We start from the raw sequence: 26,169 nt of genomic DNA, 5'->3' as shown, positions 1-26,169 counted from the left end.
GCACTGCACAATAGGCCTGGAAGACAGCCCGAGAGGACGTAGTTTTTTGCAAGCCGGGCGGCCGTCCGCCGGTTCGCCGGCCCGCAGGCGACGATGTTCGCGGTGTCTTCGTCCCGACTGCTGTCGTGACAGAAGGATCGTCGCGCTCACGGCTCATGGCAGGGCGCGCCGGGCTGCCATCATCGGTGCTCTGCCGAAGCAACGTCCGCTCCCTGGGGATCCCTTGCCCCGACTCAGATAGCTATCTTATAGGTTGTTTAATCGTCGAATTTGAGGAAAATAAAACCTGAGGTATGATTGCGCAGCTTGCCGACGCCACTCCTGAAAAGGTAATGAAATGGAGCTTTTTGATAGTCGTTGGTACGCATCACAGATCGGCGACAGTACAATATCGACTGATATGCTCGACCACTATCGTAAATCCGGTAAATTTAGAGGTTTTTCGCCATCTCCGTACTTCGATACGAGTTGGTACGTTGCGGGTGCAGGCATAACGCTCGATAAAATCGAAAATCCACTCGCGCATTTCATCGAATTCGGCGGTGCGTCGCTTTGCGATCCGCACCCTCTTTTCAATACAAAATGGTACAAGTGGACGTATATGGGTGGTGAGGAATCGAATCTTCCGCCGCTCATTCACTATCTCTCGATAGGATGGCGAAACGGCGCGAAGCCTCACCCTTTGTTTTGGGCGGATTGGTATCGATGGAGATATATGCCGAAAAATAGTGATATGGATCCATTCTACCATTTTATTACAAAAGGGGATCGAAGCGATTTCAATCCAAATCCACTTTTCGACACCAAATGGTATCGGGACAGGTATGGCATTCCATCTAATGAAAACGCTTTGAAGAACTATGTTTATGGTGGTCACGAGATGCGTGATCCCCATGTGATGTTCAACTCGGCGTATTATCGTTCCGTCGTGTCGTGTGATGCCGTAAGTCCCCTGGAGCATTATTTAACAGAGCGAACGGGTATCGATCCTTGCATTTTGTTCGATGCCGATTATTTTGCGAGCCAATACGAGAGGGCATTTTCTGAAAAAGTTAGTGATAAAGTCCCTAATTTTGTACAATACGTAGAATCTAGTAAGATATGCGACATAGATCCGCACCCGTTGTTCTCGAAAAAATATTATTATGATCGGTATAAAGATGTTGGATCTTCCGGTCTGGATCCTTTTGAGCACTATATGAGGATAGGTTACCGGGAGAAAAGGCAGCCCCACGCTTTTTTCGAGCCGGATCACTATTTGGATCTGCGTCCCGGCGCGGGGGGGAGCAATCCGCTCGTGCGCTCCCTGACGATGGGCATCGTTCGAATGCTTCTGCGTGCTGCCCCTGGTCACCGGATACGGCGGAAGAAGGGCTCGTCATAAGCTGTCAGGATAGCCAGGCCTGGCGCGGAGAGAGCCGTTGCGCCGAGCCTCGGTCGTGCTGGCAAAATCCGAGGGCTGGGTAGCGCCGCCGACGGTGCCTCCAGCGGCTGATGCTGAGGATGCCCGGCGGTTCCCCCGCGAGGTCGTCACCGACCGGGAATACTCTCCTCCCGCAGCGCCCGGCGCAGCACCTTGCCGACATTGGTCTTGGGCAGGCTATCTTGGATCACGATCCGGCGGGGCACCTTGTAGCCGGTGAGGCTCGCGCGGGCATGGGCCCGGAGCGCGTCCGGCTCCACCGAAGGATCGCGCAAGACCACGTGGGCGACGACCATCTCGCCGCTCTCGCCGCAGGGCGCGCCGACCACGGCGCATTCGACCACCGCCGGATGGGTGGCGAGCACGTCCTCGACCTCGTTCGGGTAGACGTTGAATCCGGAGACGAGGATCATGTCCTTCATCCGATCGACGATGCGGATCTGCCCGTCCGGCGTCATCACCGCCACGTCGCCGGTGCGGAAGAAGCCGTCGACGGTCATCGCCGCCCGCGTCTCCTCCGGGCGGTTCCAGTAGCCGGCCATCACCTGGGGCCCGCGCACGCAGAGTTCGCCCGGCACGCCGAAGGGCAGCACCGTGCCGTCCTCGGCCCGGATCGTCACCTCGGTCGAGGGCAGCGGATAGCCGATCGTCCCGGTCCAGTCGGCGAGTCCGAGCGGGTTGACGCTCACCACCGGCGAGGTCTCCGACAGGCCGTAGCCTTCGAGGATGGTCTGGCCGGTGATCGCCTTCCAGCGGGCGGCCACTGCCGATTGCACCGCCATGCCGCCGCCGACCACGTACTCGACCTGCGAAAAGTCGACCGTGCCGATCTTCGGGTGGTTGTTGAGGGCGTTGAACAGCGTGTTCACCCCGGCGAAGTTGGTGAAGCGGGTGCGGCTGAGCGTCTTCACGAAGCCGTCGAGGTCGCGCGGGTTCGGGATCAGGAGGCAGCAGCCGCCGAGCCGGAAGAAGAACAGGAAGCAGGCCGTCAGCGCGAAGATGTGGTAGAGCGGCAGCGCCGTCACCGCCACGTGCCCGTCCCCATCCGCCGCCGGGGCGCGGAACCAGGCCCGGCTCTGCTCGACATTGGCCATGATGTTGCGGTGGGTCAGCATCGCCGCCTTGGCGATGCCGGTGGTGCCGCCGGTATATTGCAGGAAGGCGACGTCGCCGGGCTCGATCAGGACCGAGGGCCGCTTGAGGCCGCGGCCCGCCCGCACCACCGCTTCGAACCGGAGGGTCCGCCCGGCCGGCAGGGTGTAGGGCGGTACCGCCCGCTTCAGCCGCCGCGAGACGAGATCGACGATCCGTCCCTTCAGCCCCAGCAGGTCGCCCGGGCCCGCCACGACGATCCGCTCCAGGCTCGGCATCTGCGGCAGCGCCTGCCCGACCGTGTGGCAGAAATTCTCCAGCACGAAGAGGACGCGGGCGCCGGAATCGTTGATCTGGGCGGCGAGTTCGCGCGGGGTGTAGAGCGGGTTGACGTTGACGACGGTGCAGCCCGCCACCAGCACGCCGAGCAGCGCGACGGGACAGGCCGGGACGTTGGGCATCATCACCGCGACGCGGTCGCCGATGCCGTCCGCACCCTTCTCGCTGCCTTTGCCGGCCTTGCCGTAGCCGTTGGCGGCGAGCCACGCCGCCACCGCCTGCGCCGCGGCACCGATCTCGCGATAGCGCAGGCTCGCGCCGAAGCAGGTGATCGCCGGGCGCTCGGCGAAGCGCAGCACGCTGCGGTCGAACAGATCGACCACCGTGCCGACGGAATCGACGTCGATGTCGGCGGGAATGCCGGGGGGATAGGCGGCCAGCCAAGGACGCTCCGCGCTCCGGTCCTGCGCCATCCTCGTCTCTCCTGCCCTGTGGCCCGCGGCTTATGAGGGCCGGCCTCACGCCGGCTCCACCGCTTCCCGTCGTGGCTTAAGCGTTTCCGGCGCGTTCGATCAAGCCACGCCCACCCGCGCGGCTTGAGGGGCCGCCCGAGTCGTCCGCTGCGGCCGCAGGCGGGCGGCCACGAGCAGCCCGTGCGGCAGGGCAGCGAGCGTCAGCACCAGGGCGGCGGCGACGAGGTCACGGGCATCGAGCGGGCGGCGCGGCCACGGGCCGAACCCGGCATCGCGGGCGAGCCCGATCACGGCGGCGGCGAACCACAGGGCCAGGAAGCCCGCGACCCATCCCAGCAGCGCCCGCCCGGCCCTGCGCCAGCGGCTTCCGTTGGGCTTCGGACCCGGCCGGCCGGCCAGACGCGCGCCGAGCCCCATGGCCAGCCCGAACAGGCCCGCGGCGGCCCCTGCCCCCATTGCATAGGCGATCAGCATCGGCGTGCCGTTGAGGAAGGCGCCGCTGCCGGTGCCGAAGCCGGCCCGCAGCACGAGGCCGCCGAAGGTCGGGTGCAGGCTCACCCCCAGCAGCAGCGCGAGGCCGATGAGCCCGCCGACGACCCGCCGGACCAGCGAAGCGGAGCCCGGCGCCAGCATGACGGTCAGGATGCGGGTGAGTCCGTAGACCAGCGCGAAGGCGAAGAGCGGGTAGCGATCGAGGAAGAAGCCGTAGAACCGGGTCGCCACGTCCGGCGGCATCGCGCTGCGTTGATCGAAGCCGGTGAGGAAGACGGCGAACAGGGCGGTCAGCGCTGCCAGCAGCGGCGCTGCGGCGATCGCCAGGCGGCCCCGTTCCGAGCGCGATGCACGCGCCTGCGCCGAGCCGACCTCCGGGCCGGCGGAGAGCGCTCCGGTGCGGCTCACCGCTCGTAGTGTTCGCGCACGAGCCGGTCGAGCAGGCGCACGCCCCAGCCCGCGCCCCAGCTCCGGTTGATCTCGGAGGGGGTGGCGGACATGCCGACGCCCGCGATGTCGAGATGGGCCCACGGCACGTCGTTGACGTAGCGCTTGAGGAAGGCGGCCGCCGTGGCCGCGCCGCCGTGGCGCCCGCCGGTGTTCTTCATGTCGGCGAACTTCGAGTCGATCGCCTTGTCGAAGGCCGGGATCAGCGGCATCCGCCACACCTTCTCGCCCGCCGCCTCGCCGGCCGCGGTGATCTGGCTTGAGAGCGCGTCGTCGTTGGAGAACAGGCCGGCGATGTCCTGGCCGAGCGCGACGATGATCGCGCCGGTGAGCGTGGCCAGATCGATCATCGCCTTGGGCTTGTAGGTCGCCTGGACGTGCCAGAGCACGTCGGCGAGCACGAGGCGGCCTTCCGCGTCGGTGTTGATGACCTCGATGGTTTGCCCTGAGAGCGAGGTGACGATGTCGGAGGGGCGGTAGGCCGCGCCGTCGGGCATGTTCTCGACGATGCCGATGGCGCCGATCACGTTGGCCTTGGCCTTGCGCGAGGCCAGCGCGTGCAGGGTGCCGACGACCGCGGCCGAGCCGCCCATGTCGCCCTTCATGTCCTCCATGCCGCCGGCCGACTTGATCGAGACGCCGCCGGAATCGAACACCACGCCCTTGCCGATCAGGGCCAGCGGCGGCTCTGCGGCGTCGTCCGCCCCGTTCCAGCGCATGATCGCCACGCGCGGCTCGCGGGCCGAGCCCTGGGCCACGGCGAGCAGGGCGCCCATGCCGATCTCCTTCATCCGCGCCACGTCGAGGATCTCGACCTCGACGCCGAGGCTCGTCAACTCGGAGACGCGGCGGGCATATTCCTCGGGGTAGAGGACATTCGGCGGCTCGTTGACGAGGTTGCGGGCGAGGATCACGCCCTCGGCGACCGCCTCGGCGCTGCGCGCGGCGGCTTGCGCCCCGGACGGGTCGGCGACCAGCAGGGTCAGCGCGGCACCCCCCTCGTCCTCGTCCTTCTTCTTGGTCTTGTACCGGTCGAAGCGGTAGCTGCGCAGGCGCGCGCCGAGGGTGAAGTCGGCGACATCGCGGGCGCCGGCGGCGAAACCGGTCCCGTCGATCACGACGCGGGCGCTGCGTGCACCGACCTTGCCGGCGGTGAAGCCGCCCAGCACGGTCCAGTCGATCTTGGCCCGGTCCTTCTCCGATCCCAGCCCGATCACCACGAGCCGGTCGGCCTCCACGCCCGCCGGGGCCGGGAGGACCAGCGCGCTCTGCGCCTTGCCCTTGAAGCGCTCGCTCGCGGCGGCGCGGGCGACCAGCTCGACGCCGGGCTGGCCGAGCGCCTCGGAGGCGGCACCGGACAGGGCGAGATCGTCGCCCACGAACACCACGAGGTCGCCCCCGCGACCGCGCGACGACAGCGGCTCAAAGGCGATTTCGATCCCACCGGCCATGATGCTCTTCGCTCTCAACCCGTCTTCCGCCGGCTCCTCCGCGTCCCCCGCGAAAACCGGCGAACCTGTGTACCCGCTGAAACGCAGAACGCAACGCGGGGACGGGCCGCAGCCGGGGCAATCGCGCGAAGGCGATTGATCCTGACGTCTCGTGGGCCTCCGTCGCCGGCGCCCGCCTGCGCGGACGGTCTCGGTTCCTTGGGCTCCGCTCCGCGCGGCGCTCGTCAGCGTCGCGCGGCCGGGCTTGCGGTTTCGAGGGATGGCCCTGGGGCCGCAAGCCGGTCAGGATCGGGATGTTGCCCAGCGTATCCGGCGCGTTCGGCCGGTCGTTCGGCGCGGTACGTCCCCGGCCTGATCGGTCGAGGCTGCATCCCGTGGCAGCCGGCCCGGAAACGCCTGGTCGCGCGCGGCCCGTGAGCCCCGCTGGCGGCGCCGCGAAACGGCCTCAATCCGGGCGCCCCGAGACCCTTGGAGCCACGCGCCTCTCAGCGCCCGCAGACGCGGCATTCGGGACAGCTTGGCCTGGACGCCGCGACCGGCGAGAATGCGCGGCGCCGTGACCGGTGGCGAGGAAGGGGTTCGAGGGTCAGAAGGCGCAGATGACGCAGATCGAGCGCTACATATTCAGGATCGCGCTCGGGGCCTTCCTCACCTGCCTGATCGGCCTGACCGGCACGATCTGGGTGACGCAGGCCCTGCGCGAACTCGACCTCGTCACGGCCAAGGGGCAGACGCTCCTCGTCTTCCTGTTCATCACCGCCCTGTCGCTGCCGACGCTGATCACGGTGATCGCCCCGGTCGCCCTGTTCATCGCCTGCGTCTACGCGCTGAACAAGCTCAACGGCGATTCAGAACTCATCGTGATGTCGGCGGCCGGCATGCCGCCGCGCCAGTTGCTGCGGCCCTTCGCGACGCTGGCCTTCGCGATCAGCATCGTCGTCGCCTTCCTGACGATCCAGGTGATGCCCTCCTCCTTCCAGGAACTGCGCGACGTGCTGACCCGGGTGCGGGGGGATTTCGTCGCCAACGTCGTCAAGGAGGGCCAGTTCACGGCGCTCGACAACGGCATCACCTTCCATTTCCGCGAGCGCGGCGCCGACGGCTCGCTCCAGGGCCTGTTCATCCAGGACAAGCGCGAGCCCGGCAAGGCGGTGGTCTACCTCGCCGAGCGGGGGCGCGTCACCGAGGTCGACGGGCAGACCTACCTCGTGCTGGAGAAGGGCAGCATCCACCGCCAGCAGAAGGACAGCCGCGATTCCTCGATCGTGAGCTACGAGCGCTACGCCGTCGATCTCGCCGCCTTCACGCCGCCGGATTCCGAGACGGTCTACAAGCCGCGCGAGCGCTCGACCCTGGCCCTGCTCTTCCCCGATACGGGCGAGGGCTATTACCGCCTGCAGAAGGGCCGCTTCCGGGCCGAACTCCACGACCGGCTCTCGGCTTGGCTCTACCCGCTGGCGCTGGCCTTCATCGCGTTCGCTGCTCTGGGCGATCCGCGCACCACCCGCCAGGGCCGGGGCTTGGCCGTGGCCGGCGCGGTCGTGGGCGTGATCGCACTGCGCATCGCGGGCTTTGCCGCCAGCAGTGCGGCCGTGCGCAGCCCCGGCGCGGTGGTGGCGATCTACGCCGCGCCGCTCGGGGCGATCGCCCTCTCCTGCCTGCTGATCTTCGGCGGCGCCCGCACCCGCGCGATGAACGAGCGCCTCGGCCGGCTCGGCCGAAGGCTCGCCGGCAGCCTGCGGCGGCGCCCGCTCGCCGGTCGGGCCTGAGGGAACCGGCATGCTGATCGGAGCGACCCTCGGCCGCTACTTCGCGTGGCGCTTCGTGCGCACCATCCTCGGCGTGTTCCTCACCGTCTTCGCCCTGGTCTACACCCTCGACTTCGTCGAGCTGCTGCGGCGAGCGGGCGACGCGGAGGGCGCCTCGCCGGGGCTGATGGCGCAGCTCGCGCTCTACCGCACGCCCGCCGTGGCCGAGAGCGTGCTGCCCTTCGCGGTGCTGTTCGGCTCCATGGCCGCCCTGCTCCAGCTCTCGCGCAAGCTCGAACTCGTGGTGGCGCGGGCCGCCGGCATCTCGGCCTGGCAGTTCCTCCAGCCCGGCGCCTTCGTCGCGCTGGCGATCGGCGCGCTGGCGATCGGCGCCTACAATCCCCTCTCCGCCGCGCTCAAGCAGCGCTCCAGCGAGATCGAGGCGAAGATCTTCGCCAAATCCACCAAGGCCGGCACCGGCAAGGACCTGTGGCTGCGCCAGCGCAGCATCGACGGACAGGCGATCATCCGCGCCGAGACGGCGGTCGAGGGCACGACCACGCTGGCCGGCGTCACCGTCTTCCAGTTCGACGAGGCCGGCGCCTTCGCCGCGCAGATCGAGGCGGCGCGGGCGACCCTGCACGACGGCTGGTGGGAATTGCGCGATGTGCGCGTTCTCACACGCGATGAACCGCCCGAGAGCCACGAGGTCTACCTCGTCGCCTCGACACTCGATCCGAGCCAGATCCGCCAGCGCTTCACCCCTCCGGAATCTGTGCCCTTCTGGCAACTTCCGGAGACCATCGCACGCCACGAGCGGGCCGGGCTGGATGCCACGCGCTACCGGCTCCAGTACGATGTGCTGCTGGCAACGCCCCTGCTCTACCTCGCGATGGTCCTTGTGGCGGCAACGGTTTCCTTAAGGTTCTTCCGCTTTGGTGGTGTCGGAAAACTGGTGCTGGGCGGGGTGAGCGCGGGCTTCGTGCTCTACGTCGCGCGGCAGGTCATGGAGGGCCTCGGCGCGTCGGGGATGGTCGCGCCGACAGTGGCGGCCTGGTTCCCGGCCGTGGTAGGAAGCTTGCTCGGTACGCTCACGCTTCTCTACCAGGAGGACGGCTGATGTGCGGTTGTCCGGGTCGGGACGGGTTCGGGCGTGCAAGGGACTATCGTGATCGGCGTGCAGGGGGCTGCACAGGGTTCGAGGGACGCGTTGCGTAAGGTCGCCGACATCGCGATCACGGTCTCCATGGCCGCACTGCTGACGGCAGCCTACGGGCTCGCCGCGCCGCGCGCCCATGCCCAGGCCGGACTGGAGAAGCTCGCCGGCGCCAAGGGAGGCGAGAAGGGCCAGCGCCTGCTCGTCGAGGCCGACGAGCTGATCTACGACAACGACCGCAACACCGTGACCGCGCGCGGCAATGCCGAGCTGCATTACGGCGCGCGCACGCTCCAGGCCGACCGGGTGCGCTACGACCGCGGCACGAGCCGCGTCTTCGCCGAGGGCAATGTCCGCCTCACCGACGAGACCGGGGCGCTGGTCACCGGCGAGCGGATGGAGCTGACCGACGACTTCAAGAACGGCTTCGTCGAGGCCCTGCGCATCCAGCAGACCGTCGTGATGAAGGGCGAGACGGTGCGCACCCGCATCTCCGCCCCGCGGGCGGAGCGAATCGCGGGCGAGCAATCGAGCTTCGACTACGCGACCTACACCGCCTGCGAGCCGTGCAAGGACCATCCAGAGACGCCGCCGCTCTGGCAGATCAAGGCGGCCAAGATCATCCACAACAATGAGACCCACACGATCAGTTACGAGGATTCGAGCCTCGAAATCGGTGGGATCCCGGTCGCCTACCTGCCCTATTTCGAGTCCGCCGACCCGACGGTGAAGCGCAAGAGCGGCTTCCTGACGCCGCGCTTCATCACCTCGACCCCGCTCGGCAGCGGTGTCGCGACCCCGTATTTCATCAACCTCGATCCGAGCTACGACCTGACGATCACGCCGGCCTTCGTCTCGCGCCAGGGCGTGCTGGGCCAGGCCGAGTTCCGCCAGCGCCTCGACAACGGCAGCTACAATCTGCGCCTGTCGGGCATCTTCCAATCGACGCCCTCGGCCTTCCTGCCGGGGCCGCTGGGGGCCGCCGACCGCGAGTTCCGCGGTTCGGTCGAGTCGCGCGGGCGCTTCTTCATCAACGAGCACTGGCGCACGGGCTGGGATCTCGTCGGCGTGACCGACAAGTGGTTCCTCGACAATTACCGCATCCGCAACCAGAGCATCACCACCGACTATTTCCGCGAAGCGGTGTCGAGCGCCTACCTGATCGGCCAGGGCGACCGCTCGTGGTTCGAGGCGCGCGGCTACTACTTCAAGGCCCTGTCGAGCTTCGACTGGCAGAAGGAGCAGCCCGTCGTCCTGCCGGTGATCGACTACGACAAGCGCATCGACGGGCCGGGCAAGCTCGGCGGCGAGGTGCGATTCGAGGCCAACGTCACGAGCCTGAGCCGCGAGGCGACCGACTTCCAGGGCATCCCGCGCACCGGCAGCTACCTGTTCGCCCCGAGCGTCAACGGGATCAGCTATCCGCTCTACGAGACCTGCACCACCTTCGTGCGCGACCGCTGCATCGTGCGGGGCCTCGGCGGCGTCGACACGCGGCTCTCGGCCCAGGTCTCCTGGCGCCGCAGCTTCATCGACGATTTCGGCCAGGTCTTCACGCCCTTCACCTATCTGCGCACCGACGCCTTCTTCGTGAACCCGAGCCGCTCGGGCTTCCAGAACGCGCTGGTGAACAACATCACCACCGTCGATGACGGATTCTCCGGCCGCGTCATGCCGGCGATCGGCCTCGACTACCGCTATCCCTTCGTCGCCGATTTCGGCGCGCTCGGCGTCCACACCCTGGAGCCGATCGGCCAGGTGATCGCCCGGCCCTCCGAGACCCGGATCGGCCGGCTGCCCAACGAGGACGCGCAGAGCCTCGTCTTCGACGACACCTCCCTGTTCGAGTGGGACAAGTTCTCCGGCTACGACCGGGTCGAGGGCGGCGTGCGGGCCAATCTCGGCGCGCAGTATTCCGTCGTGACCCCGTCGGGCTGGTACGCCAACCTGATGTTCGGCGAGTCGATCCAGATCGCCGGCGTGAACTCGTTCCGCCGCGGGGATCTGGCCAATGTCGGCCTCGATTCCGGCCTCGAGAACCGCCGCTCGGATTTCGTCGGCCGCTTCCAGCTCTCGCCCAACCAGAACATCAGCTTCATCAGCCGCGCCCGTTTCGACCAGCGCGATTTCGCCGTGAACCGGTTCGAGACCGGCGTGACCGCGCGGTTCTCGCCGTTCCTGCCGCTCGAGACCTCGCTGTTCTACTCGTACTACGAGGCGCAGCCGGCGCTCGGCTTCGCCCATCGCCGCGAGGGCGTGACGGCCTCGGCCACCTACCGCATCACCCCGAACTGGTTCGTCACCGGCTCGGCGCTCGTCGACTTCACCCGCTACCTCGACACCCGCGACACCTTCGCCGACCTCTACACCGCCTATCTCGCCAACCCGGTCGGCCTCGCCCCGGTCTACAGCAGCCCGGGCCTGACCTACCTCTCCGGCCTGAGCCTCGGCGGCGGCTATCAGGACGAGTGCACCACGGTCTCGCTGAACTACATCGTCTCGCCCATCGCCACGGCGATCGGCGTGCGCGAGCGCAACCAGACCGTGCTGCTGCGCCTGGAATTGAAGACGCTGGGCGAGGCGGATCTGCGCCAGAACGTCAGCAGCTCGACCACCGCCGACGGCATCGCCTCGGTGCGCTGAGATGGTCGTCGGCGCCGGGATACAACGATGCTGAAGGTGGCGGCCGGCTCGCTGATCCGCGCCTACGGCGCCCTGGCGACGCTCCCGTTCAGGTTCCGCCGGGACTGTATCGCCCCGCCGAAGGACCTGGCGCACGGCGCCTGGATCGACACCCTGTCGGAGCGCTTCGACAAGCCGGGCCTGCGCGTGCTGGAGGTGGGCTCGCGCAATGTCACCGGCGCCAACTTCCGCCATCGCTTCGCCCGGGCACAGTATGTCGGCTTCGACCTCTACGCGGGCGAGAACGTCGATGTGGTCGGCGACGCCCACCGGCTTTCCCACTATTTCGGGGAAGACGAGCGCTTTGACCTGATCTTCTCCTCGGCGGTGTTCGAGCATCTCGCCGCGCCGTGGGTGGCGGCGGTCGAGATCGCCAAGCTCCTGAAGGTCGGCGGCCACGTCTTCGTCGAGACGCACTTCTCGTTTCGCTCGCACGAGCGGCCGTGGAATTTCTTCCAGTTCTCGGACATGGGCCTGCGCGCCCTGTTCAACGACGCCCTCGGCTTCGAGCTGATCGACAAGGGCATGAGCAGCCCGATCGCCGGCTACTTCACCGACCGGGCGCGGCCGGGCCTGCGCTTCGCGCCGATCACCGAGATGTACGGCCACAGCGAGATCCTGTGCCGCAAGCGCGCCGAGCCGGCGGGCTTCGACTGGACCCGCATCCCCCTCGACGCCATCGTCGACGGCACGCGCTACCCGGCGCCGAGTCGGTGAGGGTGAAACGCCGTCGGGTTGAGGCGGCCCGCGGCCTCGTCCCACGGATTGCCCGCAAGGGCACCGGGAGCGCGACGAAGGGCGACGGGCGCGATGCGCTCGCTGGCCCTCCCATACGTGGACGCTTCGCCTGTGCAGCCGCGCCACGGCGAGGCCGCAAATCCTGTGATGGGGCGGGCTTCGGCGCGCTCCGCGCTTGACCCCGCCCGGCGCGCCCCCGACGGTGGCGCGCAAAATCGGACGGGAACGGACATGGCCCTCCTTCAGCGGCTCCTCTCCTACGCCTCCTCGGCCTTCGGCCTGCCGGCCCCGGCCGAGACGGTGCCCGACGGCAGCGAGGAGCATCTCGCGGCGACCGCGCTCCTCGTCCACGTCGCCCGCGCCGACGGCGTGCTCGACCCGGCGGAATCCGAGCGGCTGGTGCGGCTCGTGCGCCGCCGCTACGCGGCCAGCGACGCGGAAGCCGAGAGCCTGATCGAGCGCGCCGCCACCTTCGAGGCGCAGACCCGCGACATGACGAGCCTCGTCGAGCTGATCGGCAGCGACGGCAGCAGTCCGGAAGAGCGGGGACGGCTGCTTGCCATGGCATGGTCGGTGGCGGGCGCCGACGGCGAGGTGCACGAGTTCGAGGAGGCCCTGGTCTGGCGCCTGGGCAAGCTGCTCGGCTTCGACGAGCCGGCGATCGCGGCCGCCCGCGACCGCGGCTCCCGCGAGCCCGCCGGCGCGTGACGGCCGGTCACGGGTTTCGAAAGGGCAGGCCCTTTCGCGGGCCCAGGGCGGAACCCTGGGAGAAGGCCGGGGCGCCGCCCCGAGACCCCGCCAAAGGGATGATCCCTGTGGGATCCCGGATCCTTCGATGATCGTCAGCCTCACCCTGATCCTGCTCGCCCAGCTCCTCGGCGAGGTCGCCGCGCGCGCCGCCGGCCTGCCGGTGCCGGGCCCGGTGATCGGCATGGCGCTGCTCCTCGGCTTCCTCGTGCTGCGCGACCGGACGCAGCCGGCCTCGACCCGCTGGTTGCCGCCGCCGCTGGTCGATGGCGGGCTGGAGGGCACGGCCAAGGGGATGCTCGCGCATCTCTCGATCCTGTTCGTGCCGGCGGGCGTCGGCATCGTCGGCAAGCTCGACGTGCTGGCGAGCCACGGGTTCGCGCTCGCGGCGGTGCTCACCCTGTCCGTGACCCTGACGCTGGCGGCGACCGTGCTCACCTTCGTCGCGGTCTCCAAGCTCATGGACCGCCGATGACCGGCGAGTTCGCGCTCTGGGTCTATCTCAGCCACACGCCGCTGCTGTGGCTCACCGTGACGCTGCTGGCCTACGCGGTGGCCGACCGCTTCTTCCAGGCGGCCGGGCGCCACCCGATCGCCAACCCGGTGATCCACGCGATTTGGATGATCGGCCTCGTGCTGACGCTCACCGGCACGCCCTACCGCGCCTATTTCGAGGGCGCGCAGTTCGTGCACTTCCTCCTCGGCCCGGCCACGGTGGCGCTCGCCGTGCCGCTCTACGAGCGCCGGGCGACGGTGATGCGCGCGCTGCTGCCGATGCTCGCCGCACTCGCCGTCGGCTGCGTCACGGCGATGACCTCCGCGCTCGTCTTCGCCAAGCTCGCGGGCATCCCCTCCGACGTGCGCCTCGCCATGGCCCCGAAATCCGTGACCACGGGCGTGGCCATGGGCATCGTCGAGGCGCTCGGCGGCGACCCGACGCTCGCCGCCGTGCTGGTGATGCTGACCGGCATGGCCGGCGCGGTGATCGTCACGCCGCTGATGCGGGCCCTGCGCGTCGAGGACATGCGCGCCCGCGGCTTCGCGGCGGGGCTCGCCGCCCACGGGCTCGGCACCGCCCGCGCCTTCCAGGTCAGCGAGGTCGCCGGCACCTTCGCCGGCATCGCCATGGGGCTCAACGCGTTCCTGACGGCGGTTCTGGTGCCTGTGGCGGTGAGTTTCTTGCGCTGAACCTCCGCATTGCGCTGCGGCGCGGCCCGCCGTAAACCCCACCGCAATCGCTCGGACCCGGTGCAAGCCCGGGTGGCTCTTCCGGCCGCCGATCCGCCGGACCACGCATTCGCGACGCTGTTCCTCACGCCCGCCCAGCCGGCGGAGCCTGGCGTCCCTCTGCGGAATCTTTTGCAATGTCATCGACTGTTTCAACCGCCCGCGGGCGGTTCGGCTCGACTTGGTTCGCCAACTGGTTTGCCAACTGGTTTGCCAACCCTTGGGCCGACATCCTCTCCGGCATCGTCGTCGCGCTGGCCCTGATCCCGGAGGCGATCGGCTTTTCGGTGATCGCCGGGGTCGATCCGAAGGTCGGGCTCTACGCCTCCGTCGTGATCGCCTGCGTCATCGCCTTTGCCGGCGGGCGCCCGGCCATGATCTCGGCCGCGACCGCCGCGACCGCGGTGGTGATGGTCGATCTCGTGCGCGACCACGGTGTGCAGTATCTCTTCGCCGCCACCATCCTGATGGGGGTGTTCCAGATCCTCGCCGGGCTCGCCCGGCTCGGGCGGCTGATGCGCTTCGTCTCGCGCTCGGTGATGACCGGCTTCGTCAACGCGCTGGCGATCCTGATCTTCCTGGCGCAGCTTCCCGAACTCACCGGGGTGACACCGGCCACCTACGGCCTGATCGCGCTGGGGCTCGCCATCATCTACGGCTTCCCCAGGATCACCCGCGCGGTGCCCTCGCCGCTCGTCGCCATCGCCGTGCTGACCGCGCTGACCGCGTATCTCGGGCTCGACGTGCGCACCGTCGCCCATCTCGGCGAACTGCCGACGGCCCTGCCGAGCTTTGCCCTGCCGCAGGTGCCGCTGACCTTCGAGACCCTGCGCATCATCCTGCCCTATTCCGCCACGCTCGCCGCGGTCGGCCTGTTGGAGAGCCTGCTCACGGCGCAGATCGTCGACGACATGACCGATACCGGCAGCTCCAAGAACCGGGAATGCATGGGCCAGGGGCTCGCCAACATGAGTTCGGCCGTGTTCGGCGGCATGGGCGGCTGCGCCATGATCGGGCAATCGGTCATCAACGTGTCGTCCGGCGCCCGCGGCCGGCTCTCGACCCTGGTGGCCGGCAGCTTCCTCCTCGCGCTGCTGGTCCTGTTGCAGGATCTCCTGGCCATCGTCCCCGTCGCGGCACTGACGGCGGTGATGATCATGGTCTCGCTCAACACCTTCTCCTGGCGCTCGCTGCGACAGCTTCGCACCAACCCGCTGCCCTCCTCCCTGGTGATGCTCGCCACCGTCGCCGTGGTGGTCGCCACCCGCGACCTGGCCATCGGCGTGCTCGTTGGCGTTCTGCTCTCGGGCGTGTTCTTCGCGGACAAGGTCGCGCGGATGAGCCGGATCACCGCCGAGCTGTCGCCGGACGGGCGCACCCGCACCTACCGGGTGGCGGGCCAGGTGTTCTTCGCCTCCGCCGGCACCTTCGCCGAGGGTATCGACGTCCGCGAGCCGGTGGAGCGGCTCGTCATCGACGTGCACGCGGCGCATTTCTGGGACATCTCGGCGGTGGGCGCCCTCGACCGCGTGGTGATGAAGGCCCGCGCCGCCGGCAGGGCCGTCGAGGTCGTGGGCCTCAACGAGGCCAGCGCCACCCTGGTCGAGCGCTTCGGCCAGCACGACAAGGCGGACGCCTCGCTGCCGGCGCATTGAGGGGCACGGCGCGGTCGAGGGATCGCGAGGGCCGGTCGGCGCGTTCCCGTTCCAGTCCTGGTTGTGCGCTGCGGTAAAAACTCGGTAGTGTCGGCGCGCGACCCTCCGGAGCGTCGCGGTGCGGTGTCGCCCGGACGATGCTTGGAGTGCCTCGCAAAACTCCCGGTCTCTGAGCGTTCTCGTTCTGGCGATGACAGCGCGGCGGGCGTTTTGCGAGAAACACTTAAGGATGGCCAACCCTGAGGCCGAGCCGGCCCGTTGCCCTGCGAGGCGCCGTGTTTCCCTTCGACCCCTCCCGTCAGAGCCGGCGCCGCGCGAGCCGCAGCCTCACCCGCACGACGCGGCAAATGACGCGCTCCCTCGAGAGCGCCGCCAAATCTGTCACCAAGGCCGCCACCAAGGCCGTGACCCGCTCGACCGAGAAGGCGATCCGGGAGACGCGCAAGGCCACGGTCCGATCGGTGAAGCGGACGGTCCGGGACACCGAGAAGGCGGTCGCGGCCGCCTTCACCGCGCAAGGGGCCAAGCAAGGGGCCGAGCAAGGGGCCAAGGTCGCCCGCAAGCCGCCCGGCCAGTTCGTGACGGTCGATGGCCTGCCCGTGCACGTCATCGTCCGCGGCCGCGGAAGGCCGGTGGTGCTCGTCCACGGCAACGGCACCATGGCCGAGGATTTCGCGATCTGCGGCCTGATCGACCGGCTGGCGGCGCGCTACCGGGTCATCGCGATCGACCGGCCCGGCTTCGGCTACACGGCCCGCCCCCGCCACCGCATCTGGACCGCTCAAGGGCAGGCCGTGCTGCTGCACCGGGTGCTGGAACAGCTTTCCGTCGAGCGTCCCCTCGTGGTCGGGCATTCCTGGGGCACGATCGTCGCCCTCGCGCTCGCCGCCGACGGGCGGCGCCCGATGCGCGGGCTCGTGCTCTTGTCGGGCTCCTATTTTCCGGGGCATCGCACCGACGCGGCCCTGATCGCACCGCTCGCCGTGCCGGGCTTCGGCGACGCGGTGCGGGCCATGGTGCCGGCGAAGGTGAGCGCGTCGCTCACCGGGCAATCGTTCCGGCAGGTGTTCTGGCCTCAACCCGTGCCGGCCCGCTTCACGGCGCGCTTCCCGATCGAGATCGCGGCGGCGGCGACGCAGTTGCGGGCCGTCTCGGAGGATGCCGCCTCGATGAATTCCGCCGTCACGGGGCTCCAGCGCCGCTACCCCGGCCTGACGCTGCCGGTGTCGATCCTGGCGGGGGATGCGGACGCGATCGTCAAGGCCGGCGAGCACTCGGTGCGGCTGCACACGACGATCCCCGGAAGCACGCTGCGGCTCCTGCCCGGCCTCGGCCACATGATCCATTACGGCGCGCGGCTGAAGGTGGAGCGCGCGATCGACGATCTGATGAAGCGCGGATAGGTGCGACCCCAGGGGCCCGATCCGGCCCCGCAGCGCCCCGGATCGCCGGGCGCCGGGATTTGTTCTCGTCGAGGGTCACACGGGGGCCGATCGGAGCCTTCTGAAGATCGGGCGTCCGCCCACAAGGGGTAATATGTCACCGCGCTTGCTGGGAGGTTCGCATAGGGGGGCGGACCCTGTGGAGTTGGTCATGATCCCCCTATGAACGACTTGATCGAGCACTTCCGCACGGCAGCTTGTGGGTTGGCCGTGGCACACGTCTGGCGTGGGCATGGCTCGGCGCTGTTCGTTGAGCTTGGCGCGCTGACATCAACGACACGCCGCGTTGGCTCCCCCGGTCAGCCAGAGGGCGAGATCGGCCTGATGATCGAGTGGAGTTGGCGGATCGAGGACGCTCGTTCGATCGCATGCGGCAGTTGGAGCGACGACGCGCTGTGGCAGCCGAGCTTCGATCGTCTCGTCGGTCGAGAGGTCATCGACCTGACGACGTTCGGTCGCCTGCCTGAGGTCATGTTGTCCCTCTCCGGTGATCTCCACGTCGTTTCATTCATGACGGCTGAGGGCGACCCCGAGTGGTCGCTGTTCGATCGGCGCGGCCCGAAACCGATCACGATAGGCTCTCGATCTGGAACGATCACCGAGGAAGTATGAGGGCCTACTACGGGTGAAATTCCGACCTTCAGGCGGCCACCCACACGTCCGTGAATGTCCTGCGCACATGATCCAGACCCTCCTCGTCGTCGGTCTCGACCTCGCACCACGAACTATCGATCGCTCGGACCGTCACCCAGGGCGCTTCTTCGCCCTCCTCGTAGGCGGCGAACTCGCCCCAGATGACCTGTGTGGTTTGATGAACGAGTTCGCTTAGCAGGGCACCTGATACTCGGCTCCGCGAGCCGGACGATGCTTCGAGACGATCCGCAGCTTCACCCCCGGCGATCATGACGGCTTCATTGTAGCGAGCGACCCCAGCAACCTCCCACGAAGCGCGGATCGCTCGTTCGCCAAGCACCGCGAGTACGGCGCGGGGATCAACGACGACATCCTTTGATGGCAACAGGTCGTGTATCTGAAGGGTTGGCATCAAACCCTTCGTGTTTGTGTGCTGGTGAGCCATTCTGGTGCCACAGGGTAAGTCCGTAAAGGGTGGCGAGCGGACCCTGACCCTTCGCCTTGAAACGGACGTTCCGCCTCCGACCCAACCCGGCCACCCAGGCCGCTGTCGGCGCTTCTCCAAAGCTGCCGTTTGTCAGCCTTCCAACGACCTCGGCTCGGTGTGGGAGGTGGATATACGTAGTCGCGTCTCGGGGCTTGATGTAGGCTTTGGTGATGCTGCCGTTCGCACCTCCCGTCGGACTTAAAACTGATCGCCTTGGGTTGCGTGCCCTCAGGCTTGAAGATGCAGAGCCGCTCTTCGCGACCTACACGAGCGATGCCGACGTGGCTCGCTATCTGCCCTGGCGGCGACATCACACGCTGGCCGAGACGGAGGCGATGATCCGATACGGCGAGGATCTTGCAGCGAGCGGGTCCGCCTATCTTCTTGCCATCGTCCTACGGGCACACGATAACCCCATAGGCTTGCTCAACCTGTCTGATGGAGACCATGGTGTATCGCTCGGCTTCGGGCTCGCTCGAAGGCATTGGGGCAATGGCTACAGCAGCGAAATTATAACCAGCGTGACAGGTTGGTTGCTCGATCAAACCGCAATCTGGCGCGTCTGGGGCTACTGCGACGAGGCGAACGAGGCATCGGCCCTGGTTATGACCCAGGCCGGGATGCAGTTCGAGGGAGCCGTTCGCCGCTTCGCCACGCACCCCAACATCTCGTCAGAGCCAAGGGCCTGCAAGTTGTTTGCTGCAGTGCGCAGCTAAACCAGAAGATCTACTATGATTCAGGAGCGTGCGGCGCAGCTACTTCCGCTTCAATGCTTTTTCGCTCGTAAGCAGACCGACCGAAATCCACCCACCCCGGCCGTGGGTGCCGCTCATCAAACTGACGCGAAGCGGACCTTCTGAGGGTCTGCGAAGGGCAGGAAGCCGACTTAGAGGAGTTGTTTGCCGCCCTGGTAGAGACGATACCAAGCCGACGCCTCACGAACAAAAATCTCCCGATACGTCCTTACTTTGCCGTCAAGTTTCTCGGGTTTGTCTGCGAAATAAAATGTGATCCAGACCATATTTTTCGAAGACGCCTCGGCCTCGCCTTGTACTCGTGAATGGAAGAACTGGTTTGCGAACATTGCCAAGACAGCTAAATCCGACTGCTCCGGCACTCGTATCTTGGCATGGATCATTGGATGCGAGATGCGCTCGCCACTAATCTTCGTCTCAATGAATGCCGTAGGGGCGACGCCTATTACGTGAGGCTGTCCGGCCGTCACAGGTTGCGGGGGCCTCACCCACGATGTCCCGCTTGCAAGACCGACCATGGCACCAGTGAGTATGATAATTTTCTTTGCAGCACTATTCACGCGTATCTCCTGATGCGCATCTTGGGCCAAAGATCACGACGTCGAGTTAAATTGCGCACTCAAATCCGATTTGTGCGTAATTCATCTCGATTGCGAAAGCGGCGAAGCCAATCGGCGGCCCTAGGAGGAGAAATACGAGGAACATGGTAGCGGGCATGCGGCTGAACGGGCCTCGCGGGCGATAGCCGCCACATATCGATTGTAGAGGGCGAGATCAGCGGGGCAAGTCACTGTGGTAATCAGCGCTGACCACGGTGGGCGTAAAGATACTTGTGGTCGCGCAAATGCGCGCGCAACTGTTTGACGGCCCGCCCCTTCTCGACCATGGTCTTGAAGTTACAGTTTTCTCGCAAGTGGATCAACGAGCCATCATCAAGGCGCGCAGAACGGTCTTGCACAACAACAGCGCTCGGAGCCGGTCGCCGCGCAAGACGTAAGTGAAATGCTAAACCTTCAACTTCAGCATTCAGACGCCTGCGTTCAGCTAATATGGAGAAGCCCGCCTCGCACTCTGCGCGACCAACGATTGCTTCGGAAATACAGACATTCTCATCGTCATATACGACGATCGGCTGGCAAGGCCTGTAACCAATCCCACTTCTAGAAGGAACGATGCCGAGATAAAGATATGAGAACAAGATCACGGCTGGTATCAGCGCCCAGCCAAGGAGCACCTTGAGGAATTCACTTTCAGAAAGCTCCGCCATGGTGGCCTAAGTGCGCCCTCGATCTTAATATTCAGTGTGTTTACATCAAAGAATTGTAGAGGGGGCGAACACATGTTCCGCTTCGGGTCGGAAGTTTGCACTTCCGGTCGCGTTAAGACGCGATCGAGGGGCATGCATCACATTGATGGTTTCGCACCCGCGGGGCTCCTGGCTTCCATCCGTGTTTCGGCACGAGGACCGGCCCATGATCGGGCCCTGATGAAAGACGAGCCCATCGGCAGCCGCGGACATGGCCGGCGGCCAGAACAAAGTTCGTGACGGGCGGCCATGTCAGAGAATGGTCGCCAACACTATAAAAAGACGTCGCCCGGCCCCGGAAGCTCGGTTACCGGGCGCTTTCACACGCTTCCCCCGCCTCCAGCGCCCGCGCCAGCGCCACGAACCCCGCGACCGGGATCTCCTCCGCCCGCGCCGTCTCCGGCAGCCCGGCGGCGGCGAGCAGGCGGAGGGGGTCGGGGGTGGCGGCCTTCAGGCTCTGGCGCAGCATCTTGCGGCGCTGGCCGAAGGCGGCGCGGGTGATCCGCTCCAGGTCGGCGATCCGGCAGCGCAGCGGCTCGGGGCGCGGGCGCAGGTGGACGACGCTGGAGGTGACTTTTGGCGGCGGCACGAAGGCGGAGGGGGCCACGTCGAACAGGATGGTCGCCTGTGTGCGCCAGCCGCAGAGCACGCCGAGCCGGCCGTAATTGGCCCGGTCCGACTCGTCGGCGACGATGCGCTCGGCGACCTCGCGCTGGAACATCAGCGTCGCCGAGTCCCACCAAGGCGGCCAGACGTCATCCCGCGTGTCGGCGCCGAGCCAGCCGGTGAGCAGCACGGTGGCGACGTTGTAGGGGAGGTTGGCCACGATCCGCACCGGCCCGTCGCCGACCAGCGGGCGCGGGTCGAAGCCGACGGCGTCGGCATCGATCACGTCGAGCCGGCCGGGGTAATGCGCGGCGATCTCGGCCAAAGCCGGCAGCGCGCGGGGGTCGCGCTCGATCGCCACCACGCGCTTGGCGCCCGCCGCCAGCAGCGCCCGCGTCAGCCCGCCGGGGCCGGGGCCGACCTCCACCACCGTCACGCCCTCGAGCGCGCCTGCCGAGCGGGCGATGCGGCCCGTCAGGTTGAGGTCGAACAAAAAATTCTGGCCGAGGGCCTTCTTCGGCTCCAGCCCGTGCCGCCGCACGACCTCGCGCAGGGGCGGCAGGCCGTCGGTGCTCAACGCTTCGGTGCTCATCGATCGCTTCAGGCGCGGACGGGGAAGAGCAGGACGGTGTCCGCCGGGCGGTGCGCGAGGCGATGCGCCAGCCGCAGGGCGGCGATCAGGCTGTCCGGCTTGGCGATCCCTTTGCCGGCGATGTCGAAGGCGGTGCCGTGGTCGGGCGAGGTGCGCACGAAGGGCAGCCCCAGCGTCACGTTCACGCCCTCGTCGAAGGCCAGCGTCTTGACCGGGATCAGCGCCTGATCGTGGGTGGGGGTGAGGGCCACGTCGTAGGTCGCCCGCGCGCGTTCGTGGAACAGGGTGTCGGCCGGCAGCGGCCCGCGGATGTCGATGCCCTCGCTGCGTAAAGCCGCGACGGCGGGGGCCAGCACGTCGCGGTCCTCGGTGCCGATGGTGCCGGATTCACCCGCATGCGGGTTGAGGCCCGACAGGACGAGGCGGGGCCGTTCGAGGCCGAAGCGGGCGCGCAGGTCGGCGTGGACGATGCGCGCGGTGCGCTCGACCAGATCTTGCGTCAGCAAGTCCGGCACGCGGCGCAGGGCGACGTGGATCGTCACCGGCACCACGGCGAGGGCGTCGCTCCAGATCATCATCACCGGCAGCGGCGGCTCGCGCCCCTCCTTGGCGGCGAGTGCGGCCAAAAACTCGGTATGGCCGGGATGGGCGAAGCCGACCCGCGTCAGCACGAACTTGGCGATGGGGTTGGTCACCACGGCCGAGGCCGCGCCGGAGCGCACCAGATCGACGGCGGCGGTGATCGACTCGACGATCGCGCCGGCATTGGCCGAATCCGGCGCGCCGGGGGTGGCGATCACCTTGGCCCCGCTCGGCAGCGGTAGCACCGGCAGGGCGCGGGGAAACACCTCGCAGGCATCGTCGGACTCGACCTCGGCCACCGGCACCGACAGGCCGAGCCGGTAGGCGGTGGCCTCCAGAAAATCCGGATCGCCGATGAGCTGGAACGGCGGCACCTCCCGCTCGCCCCGCAGCCGCCACGCGGCGAGCGCGATCTCCGGCCCGATCCCGGAGGGATCGCCGAGGGTCAGGGCGAGCGGTCTGTCGTCGGAGGCCATGCGGGACGTATACAGCGTTTCGCCTACAATGCCTGCGCCCAGGCATGTCCGGGATGCAAGCGGTCGAGACCCTCCCGCAGCCAGCGCCGTTCTGCGGGGGTCAGATGCGGCAGGGCCCGCTCGAAATCGGCCTCGTCCTTGTCGCGCCGATGCTTGGCCTTGAACAGCAGGACGGCGGCCGGCCTGAGATAGGGGATGCCCTCGGGCGTCGATGCCACCATCCCCGCGCGGGGATGCCGGATGGCCGGGCAGCGCCGGCAGACCCAGGCGTCCGGCTCGCCCGGCTCGATCATCAGATCGACCCGCCAGCGGGCGGCGCGGGCATCGAAGCACCAGATCTGGAGAATATGAGGCGGCGGCTCTGCGCCTTCCGGCAGGATCTCGAAGCGACCGTCGGCCACCGTGTAGAGCGTCATGTCCGATAGGGCTTGGCGGAAGACCCCGACATCGTCGCGCAGCACCGTGAATTCGAGATCCTCGTGGTCGCGGGTCTGGTGCCCGTGCCACAGGTCGAGGGCCCAGCCGCCGACGACGCACCAGGGCCGCGCCACCGCGTCCAGCCGCCGCGCCAGTTCGCCCGGATGCCAGGGCGACCAGTCGTCCTCCGGCGGTGCGCCGGCGTTGTGTCGATGGGCGGTTCCGCTTGTGGCGACCGCTCCATCGCTGCCGTCGTCGGGTTCGACCTCGGCCACGGGCACCGACAGGCTGAGCCGGTCGGCGGCGGGGTCCGGGATTTCGGGATCGCCGAGGGCGAGCGGTCTGTCGGCAAGGGCCATGGGCGAGCGTATAGCGCGCTTTCACGGATCGCCGAGGCGATTTGGCGGAGCGGCTGGGAGGCGATCGTCGCAAAAATTGCCGTTGCCGCCGCTGCGCGCATTCTTAGAAGACCGGACTGTATGGTGAAGGGGGGTGAGATGAAGTCGCGCCAACAACGTTCGCCTCGCGAGCCGCGCGCCCGTCAAGAGGCCTGGATCAATCGGCGCTCTCCGGCAATCGCCAAGGCAATTTTGTCGGCGCGAGAAAAGTCGGCGCAGCGCAATACAGAAGCCTACGTTCCGGCTCTGAACGACAACCAGACGAAACTGGCCGAGTGAAGGCCCGCATCGTCATCGATGCTCAGTTCAGCTTGGCTGCGACGGGTTGTCCGGTTCCGATGGGCTGACCCGCGACGAGCATCCGTTTTCCGTGCGCCGGCTCTCCCCTCAAATCTCGATCCGCCCGCCCCCCGGCGCCCCGCCCGCATCGAGCGCCACGCTCTTCACGATGGCGAAGACCGGGCGCCCGACCGTGAGCCCCAGATCGCGGGCGGAGGCGCGGGTGAGGCGGGCGGCGAGCGTCGCCCCGCCGCAGGTCACCTCGACGAGGCAGGCCGTCCCCTCCTCCCGAAGGGCGGCGACACGGCCCGGCAGGACGTTGCGGGCGCTCAGGGTCTCGGGCCGGGCGAGCGCCAGCAGCACGTCGCGGGCGGGCACCCGCAGGTTGAGGCGGCGGCCTTGCGGCGCGTCGATCAGCGGCAGGTCGAGGGGGCCGGCCGGGCCGGTCAGGCGTGTCAGGCCGGCCTCCGGATCGTGGCGCTCGACCCGCATGGCGAGCACGCTGCCGGCCTCCGCGCCGTCGGGGATCAGGTCGGGCCGGCGCAGCACGGCATCGACCGGGCCGCTCGCCGCCACGCGCCCGGCCTCCAGCACCACCACGGTCGAGGCGAGGCGCGCCACCTCCGCCACGGAATGGCTGACATAGACGATGGGCAGGCCCGCCTCGTCGCGCAGGCGCTCGATATAGGGCAGGATCTCGCGCTTGCGGGCCTCGTCGAGGGCCGAGAGCGGCTCGTCCATCAGGAGCAGCCGCGGGCGGGCCAGCAGCGCCCGGCCGATCGCCACCCGCTGCCGCTCGCCCCCCGACAGGCCGGCCGGGCGCCGCTCCAGCAGCGGGCCGATGCCGAGCAGGTCCGCCACCGCGTCGAGGCTCGGGCCCCCTGCCCCGCGGGAGAACAGGCGGCCGAAGCGCAGGTTCTGCCGCACGCTGAGATGCGGCATCAGCCGCGCCTCCTGGAACACGCAGCCGATCCGCCGCCGATGCACCGGCACGCGGATGCCGCGCGCGGTGTCGAGCAGCACCGTCCCGTCGATGGCGATGCGCCCGCGCTGCGGCTGGGCCAGCCCGGCGATCAGGTCGATCACCGTGGTCTTGCCCGAGCCCGAGCGCCCGAACAGGGCGGTGAGGCCGGCGCCCGCGGTGAAGGCGACATCGAGCGCGAAGCCGTCGCGGCGGAGCGAAACGTCGATGGCGATGGTCATGCTGCCTCGGCTCGCACGGTTGCGCCGGCTTTTCAGAAAAACCGATCCGAAGACAAGTGGCCCGATGCGCGCGCTGCCGCGTTGTCGGCGCAGGATCGAAAAAGGCAGGCGATGATCACCGTCCACCATCTGGAGAACAGCCGCTCGCAGCGGGTGCTGTGGCTGCTCGAAGAGCTGGGGCTCGACTACACCGTGAAGCGCTATGAGCGCGACCCCGCGACGATGCTGGCGCCGCGCGAACTTCGCGCCGTGCATCCCCTCGGCAAGTCGCCGGTGATCGCGGCCGACGGGCAGGTCGTGGCCGAGACCGGCGCCATCGTCGAATTCCTCACGGCCCGCGCGGGCGGCGCCCTGGTGCCGCCGCCGGACACGCCGGAGCGGGCGCGCTACACCTATTTCCTGCACTACGCGGAAGGGTCGGCGATGCCGCCGCTGCTCCTCAAGCTCGTGTTCTCACGGCTCGCGCCGGGCAGCCCCGCCCTGCTGCGCCCGCTGGTGCGGGCGATCGCGGGGAAGGTCACCGGCGGGTTCGTCGATCCGGAGCTGCGCCGCCATGCCGCCTACTGGGAGTCGGAGTTGGCCGAGCGCGCGTATTTCTGCGGCGAGGCCTTCACCGCCGCCGACATCATGATGAGTTTTCCCCTCGAAGCCTTTGCCGCCCGCGGGACCGGGGCGGGCCCGAGGCTGACGGACTGGCTGGCCCGCATCCACGCGCGGCCGGCCTACCGGCGGGCGCTGGAGCGGGGCGGGCCTTACGCCTACGCGTGAGACGCGCGATGCGGGTGGGTCGTGGGGCGCGGTGTTCGAAGGAGGCCGCCGCTTCGCTGATGCCGGCAGGGCCATCCGTCGCCATCGGGGGCCGGACACCGCGGGAGCCGCCGGCGTTTCGGCGGGGATCGGTTCGCCCCCGAGGACGGCGGAGCCCGGGAAGCAGACCGCTCAACGAACGCGTATTGGAATAAAGGCCTTGATCGACTCCGGTCCGCAGGCTGGCAAGGGGGGAAGGCGCAGTCCCACCGGAAAGGCAAGGAGGATTTCCTGGTCGAACCAGGGCGATCTTGATCGCCGCGCTGTTTCGGAGGCGATCAGTCGGCCATTCTTGTCGATCGTTATGGCGATGACGGTCACGAGGTCTATGTGAGGGGCGTAGATCCTCGACCGAGCGAGCCTGACAGCAATTGGATAGAGTTTTTCTTTGTATTCGGATATTTCAGGGCCGTCCCATGTGCGGCAGATAGACTTGGCGGACGCATCGGGTGAGGTCATCATCCATGCCAAAAGCATGATGGTGACTGCCATTCCTTTTGTCGATGCCGAGGGGGCGAGCATGGGCGTTCGCGTCGCGGAGTGTCTTCGATCGGCTCGACACCGTCGTTATCCTTT

25 protein-coding genes and 1 other annotated feature are annotated in these 26,169 nt (G+C 68.0%); of the genes, 14 read left to right on the top strand and 11 right to left on the bottom strand.

The annotated features are described in order from the left end of the window. Positions 1-400 precede the first annotated feature (400 nt). Positions 401-1,384 (top strand): hypothetical protein, encoded by a 984-nt coding sequence (locus Y590_RS26545; protein WP_144439996.1) that lies wholly within the window; start codon positions 401-403, stop codon positions 1,382-1,384. Positions 1,385-1,530: 146 nt separating this feature from the next. Here Y590_RS26545 and Y590_RS17470 read toward each other — a convergent pair whose 3' ends face one another. The 3 genes from Y590_RS17470 to Y590_RS17460 form a co-directional block, all read right to left on the bottom strand. Continuing rightward, the gene (locus tag Y590_RS17470) at positions 1,531-3,267 is read right to left on the bottom strand and encodes an AMP-binding protein (protein ID WP_060770961.1); all 1,737 of its coding nucleotides are present in this window, start codon (positions 3,265-3,267) and stop codon (positions 1,531-1,533) included. 99 nt (positions 3,268-3,366) lie between these two features. Beyond that, positions 3,367-4,167 carry a hypothetical protein gene (locus Y590_RS17465; protein ID WP_060770960.1) on the bottom strand — a complete coding sequence of 267 codons (801 nt, stop codon included), beginning with the start codon at positions 4,165-4,167 and terminating at the stop codon, positions 3,367-3,369. Beyond that, positions 4,164-5,657, bottom strand: a complete 1,494-nt coding sequence (locus tag Y590_RS17460; protein WP_060770959.1) for a leucyl aminopeptidase — start codon at positions 5,655-5,657, stop codon at positions 4,164-4,166. Before Y590_RS17460 ends, Y590_RS17465 begins: the two co-directional genes overlap by 4 nt. A gap of 599 nt (positions 5,658-6,256) precedes the next feature. On the opposite strand from Y590_RS17460, the gene lptF reads away from it, so the two are divergent. From lptF to Y590_RS17410, 10 genes are all read left to right on the top strand, one after another. Continuing rightward, positions 6,257-7,426, top strand: a complete 1,170-nt coding sequence (gene lptF, locus Y590_RS17455) for an LPS export ABC transporter permease LptF (RefSeq protein ID WP_060770958.1) — start codon at positions 6,257-6,259, stop codon at positions 7,424-7,426. 10 nt (positions 7,427-7,436) lie between these two features. Beyond that, positions 7,437-8,525 (top strand): LPS export ABC transporter permease LptG, encoded by a 1,089-nt coding sequence (gene lptG / locus Y590_RS17450; protein ID WP_060770957.1) that lies wholly within the window; start codon positions 7,437-7,439, stop codon positions 8,523-8,525. 48 nt (positions 8,526-8,573) lie between these two features. After that, positions 8,574-11,204 carry an LPS-assembly protein LptD gene (locus Y590_RS17445; RefSeq protein ID WP_060770956.1) on the top strand — a complete coding sequence of 877 codons (2,631 nt, stop codon included), beginning with the start codon at positions 8,574-8,576 and terminating at the stop codon, positions 11,202-11,204. Positions 11,205-11,231: 27 nt separating this feature from the next. Beyond that, the gene (locus tag Y590_RS17440; RefSeq protein WP_060770955.1) at positions 11,232-11,960 is read left to right on the top strand and encodes a class I SAM-dependent methyltransferase; all 729 of its coding nucleotides are present in this window, start codon (positions 11,232-11,234) and stop codon (positions 11,958-11,960) included. A 252-nt stretch (positions 11,961-12,212) separates the two neighbouring features. Next, the gene (locus tag Y590_RS17435; protein ID WP_060770954.1) at positions 12,213-12,689 is read left to right on the top strand and encodes a tellurite resistance TerB family protein; all 477 of its coding nucleotides are present in this window, start codon (positions 12,213-12,215) and stop codon (positions 12,687-12,689) included. Between the two features lie 127 nt (positions 12,690-12,816). After that, the gene (locus Y590_RS17430) at positions 12,817-13,203 is read left to right on the top strand and encodes a CidA/LrgA family protein (protein ID WP_060770953.1); all 387 of its coding nucleotides are present in this window, start codon (positions 12,817-12,819) and stop codon (positions 13,201-13,203) included. Continuing rightward, the gene (locus tag Y590_RS17425; protein ID WP_060770952.1) at positions 13,200-13,916 is read left to right on the top strand and encodes an LrgB family protein; all 717 of its coding nucleotides are present in this window, start codon (positions 13,200-13,202) and stop codon (positions 13,914-13,916) included. Before Y590_RS17430 ends, Y590_RS17425 begins: the two co-directional genes overlap by 4 nt. A gap of 50 nt (positions 13,917-13,966) precedes the next feature. Further along, positions 13,967-14,022 (top strand) — a sequence feature (sul1 is cis-regulatory element that is thought to sense ions involved in sulfur or methionine metabolism; They are found in Alphaproteobacteria). Positions 14,023-14,092: 70 nt separating this feature from the next. Then, complete coding sequence (locus tag Y590_RS17420) at positions 14,093-15,610, top strand: SulP family inorganic anion transporter (RefSeq protein ID WP_060770951.1); 1,518 nt, start codon at positions 14,093-14,095, stop codon at positions 15,608-15,610. A 275-nt stretch (positions 15,611-15,885) separates the two neighbouring features. Then, positions 15,886-17,013, top strand: a complete 1,128-nt coding sequence (locus Y590_RS17415; protein WP_060770950.1) for an alpha/beta fold hydrolase — start codon at positions 15,886-15,888, stop codon at positions 17,011-17,013. A gap of 201 nt (positions 17,014-17,214) precedes the next feature. Beyond that, complete coding sequence (locus Y590_RS17410) at positions 17,215-17,664, top strand: hypothetical protein (protein WP_060770949.1); 450 nt, start codon at positions 17,215-17,217, stop codon at positions 17,662-17,664. 28 nt (positions 17,665-17,692) lie between these two features. On the opposite strand, the gene Y590_RS17405 is transcribed toward Y590_RS17410, so the two are convergent. Beyond that, the gene (locus Y590_RS17405) at positions 17,693-18,097 is read right to left on the bottom strand and encodes a hypothetical protein (protein ID WP_060770948.1); all 405 of its coding nucleotides are present in this window, start codon (positions 18,095-18,097) and stop codon (positions 17,693-17,695) included. Positions 18,098-18,342: 245 nt separating this feature from the next. Between Y590_RS17405 and Y590_RS17400 the strand changes: the two genes are divergently transcribed. After that, positions 18,343-18,888, top strand: coding sequence for a GNAT family N-acetyltransferase (locus tag Y590_RS17400; RefSeq protein WP_144439995.1), 546 nt, complete (start codon positions 18,343-18,345; stop codon positions 18,886-18,888). Between the two features lie 170 nt (positions 18,889-19,058). Here the strand turns inward: Y590_RS17400 and Y590_RS26540 are convergent, their stop codons facing one another. From Y590_RS26540 to Y590_RS17380, 5 genes are all read right to left on the bottom strand, one after another. Further along, positions 19,059-19,487: a hypothetical protein gene (locus tag Y590_RS26540; RefSeq protein WP_144439994.1), complete on the bottom strand. Its 429-nt coding sequence runs from the start codon at positions 19,485-19,487 to the stop codon at positions 19,059-19,061. Between the two features lie 239 nt (positions 19,488-19,726). Next, positions 19,727-20,194, bottom strand: a complete 468-nt coding sequence (locus tag Y590_RS26535; RefSeq protein WP_144439993.1) for a hypothetical protein — start codon at positions 20,192-20,194, stop codon at positions 19,727-19,729. A gap of 346 nt (positions 20,195-20,540) precedes the next feature. Beyond that, complete coding sequence (gene rsmA / locus Y590_RS17390) at positions 20,541-21,431, bottom strand: 16S rRNA (adenine(1518)-N(6)/adenine(1519)-N(6))-dimethyltransferase RsmA (RefSeq protein ID WP_060770945.1); 891 nt, start codon at positions 21,429-21,431, stop codon at positions 20,541-20,543. Between the two features lie 8 nt (positions 21,432-21,439). Continuing rightward, positions 21,440-22,489 carry a 4-hydroxythreonine-4-phosphate dehydrogenase PdxA gene (pdxA, locus tag Y590_RS17385; protein WP_060770944.1) on the bottom strand — a complete coding sequence of 350 codons (1,050 nt, stop codon included), beginning with the start codon at positions 22,487-22,489 and terminating at the stop codon, positions 21,440-21,442. Between the two features lie 23 nt (positions 22,490-22,512). Continuing rightward, entirely contained in the window at positions 22,513-23,265 is a 753-nt protein-coding gene (locus tag Y590_RS17380; protein WP_286161768.1) for a nucleotidyltransferase domain-containing protein, read from the bottom strand. Between the two features lie 138 nt (positions 23,266-23,403). Between Y590_RS17380 and Y590_RS26530 the strand changes: the two genes are divergently transcribed. Beyond that, the gene (locus Y590_RS26530) at positions 23,404-23,583 is read left to right on the top strand and encodes a hypothetical protein (RefSeq protein ID WP_135299395.1); all 180 of its coding nucleotides are present in this window, start codon (positions 23,404-23,406) and stop codon (positions 23,581-23,583) included. Between the two features lie 108 nt (positions 23,584-23,691). On the opposite strand, the gene modC is transcribed toward Y590_RS26530, so the two are convergent. Then, positions 23,692-24,786: a molybdenum ABC transporter ATP-binding protein gene (modC, locus tag Y590_RS17375; RefSeq protein WP_060770943.1), complete on the bottom strand. Its 1,095-nt coding sequence runs from the start codon at positions 24,784-24,786 to the stop codon at positions 23,692-23,694. A 111-nt stretch (positions 24,787-24,897) separates the two neighbouring features. Here modC and Y590_RS17370 point away from each other — a divergent pair, with 111 nt between their 5' ends. Continuing rightward, on the top strand, positions 24,898-25,554 hold the full coding sequence (locus Y590_RS17370) for a glutathione S-transferase (protein ID WP_060770942.1): 657 nt from the start codon (positions 24,898-24,900) through the stop codon (positions 25,552-25,554). A gap of 171 nt (positions 25,555-25,725) precedes the next feature. Here the strand turns inward: Y590_RS17370 and Y590_RS26525 are convergent, their stop codons facing one another. After that, entirely contained in the window at positions 25,726-26,085 is a 360-nt protein-coding gene (locus Y590_RS26525) for a TonB C-terminal domain-containing protein (RefSeq protein WP_158509753.1), read from the bottom strand. Between the last annotated feature and the right edge of the window lie 84 nt (positions 26,086-26,169).

This window comes from Methylobacterium sp. AMS5, from assembly GCF_001542815.1.
Lineage (GTDB): Bacteria > Pseudomonadota > Alphaproteobacteria > Rhizobiales > Beijerinckiaceae > Methylobacterium.
The sequence above is the reverse complement of the archived record's forward strand: the minus strand, read 5'-3'. Positions and strand labels throughout refer to the sequence as shown.

Coding starts and splice junctions, on each gene's coding strand:
- Y590_RS26545 (WP_144439996.1), top strand. CDS start 401: ATGCTCGACCACTATCGTAAATCCGGTAAATTTAGAGGTTTTTCGCCA.
- Y590_RS17470 (WP_060770961.1), bottom strand. CDS start 3,267: ATGGCGCAGGACCGGAGCGCGGAGCGTCCTTGGCTGGCCGCCTATCCC.
- Y590_RS17460 (WP_060770959.1), bottom strand. CDS start 5,657: ATGGCCGGTGGGATCGAAATCGCCTTTGAGCCGCTGTCGTCGCGCGGT.
- lptF (WP_060770958.1), top strand. CDS start 6,257: ATGACGCAGATCGAGCGCTACATATTCAGGATCGCGCTCGGGGCCTTC.
- lptG (WP_060770957.1), top strand. CDS start 7,437: ATGCTGATCGGAGCGACCCTCGGCCGCTACTTCGCGTGGCGCTTCGTG.
- Y590_RS17440 (WP_060770955.1), top strand. CDS start 11,232: ATGCTGAAGGTGGCGGCCGGCTCGCTGATCCGCGCCTACGGCGCCCTG.
- Y590_RS17435 (WP_060770954.1), top strand. CDS start 12,213: ATGGCCCTCCTTCAGCGGCTCCTCTCCTACGCCTCCTCGGCCTTCGGC.
- Y590_RS17430 (WP_060770953.1), top strand. CDS start 12,817: ATGATCGTCAGCCTCACCCTGATCCTGCTCGCCCAGCTCCTCGGCGAG.
- Y590_RS17425 (WP_060770952.1), top strand. CDS start 13,200: ATGACCGGCGAGTTCGCGCTCTGGGTCTATCTCAGCCACACGCCGCTG.
- Y590_RS17420 (WP_060770951.1), top strand. CDS start 14,093: ATGTCATCGACTGTTTCAACCGCCCGCGGGCGGTTCGGCTCGACTTGG.
- Y590_RS17410 (WP_060770949.1), top strand. CDS start 17,215: ATGAACGACTTGATCGAGCACTTCCGCACGGCAGCTTGTGGGTTGGCC.
- Y590_RS17405 (WP_060770948.1), bottom strand. CDS start 18,097: ATGCCAACCCTTCAGATACACGACCTGTTGCCATCAAAGGATGTCGTC.
- Y590_RS17400 (WP_144439995.1), top strand. CDS start 18,343: ATGCTGCCGTTCGCACCTCCCGTCGGACTTAAAACTGATCGCCTTGGG.
- Y590_RS26535 (WP_144439993.1), bottom strand. CDS start 20,194: ATGGCGGAGCTTTCTGAAAGTGAATTCCTCAAGGTGCTCCTTGGCTGG.
- rsmA (WP_060770945.1), bottom strand. CDS start 21,431: ATGAGCACCGAAGCGTTGAGCACCGACGGCCTGCCGCCCCTGCGCGAG.
- pdxA (WP_060770944.1), bottom strand. CDS start 22,489: ATGGCCTCCGACGACAGACCGCTCGCCCTGACCCTCGGCGATCCCTCC.
- Y590_RS17380 (WP_286161768.1), bottom strand. CDS start 23,265: ATGGCCCTTGCCGACAGACCGCTCGCCCTCGGCGATCCCGAAATCCCG.
- Y590_RS26530 (WP_135299395.1), top strand. CDS start 23,404: ATGAAGTCGCGCCAACAACGTTCGCCTCGCGAGCCGCGCGCCCGTCAA.
- modC (WP_060770943.1), bottom strand. CDS start 24,786: ATGACCATCGCCATCGACGTTTCGCTCCGCCGCGACGGCTTCGCGCTC.
- Y590_RS17370 (WP_060770942.1), top strand. CDS start 24,898: ATGATCACCGTCCACCATCTGGAGAACAGCCGCTCGCAGCGGGTGCTG.
- Y590_RS26525 (WP_158509753.1), bottom strand. CDS start 26,085: ATGGCAGTCACCATCATGCTTTTGGCATGGATGATGACCTCACCCGAT.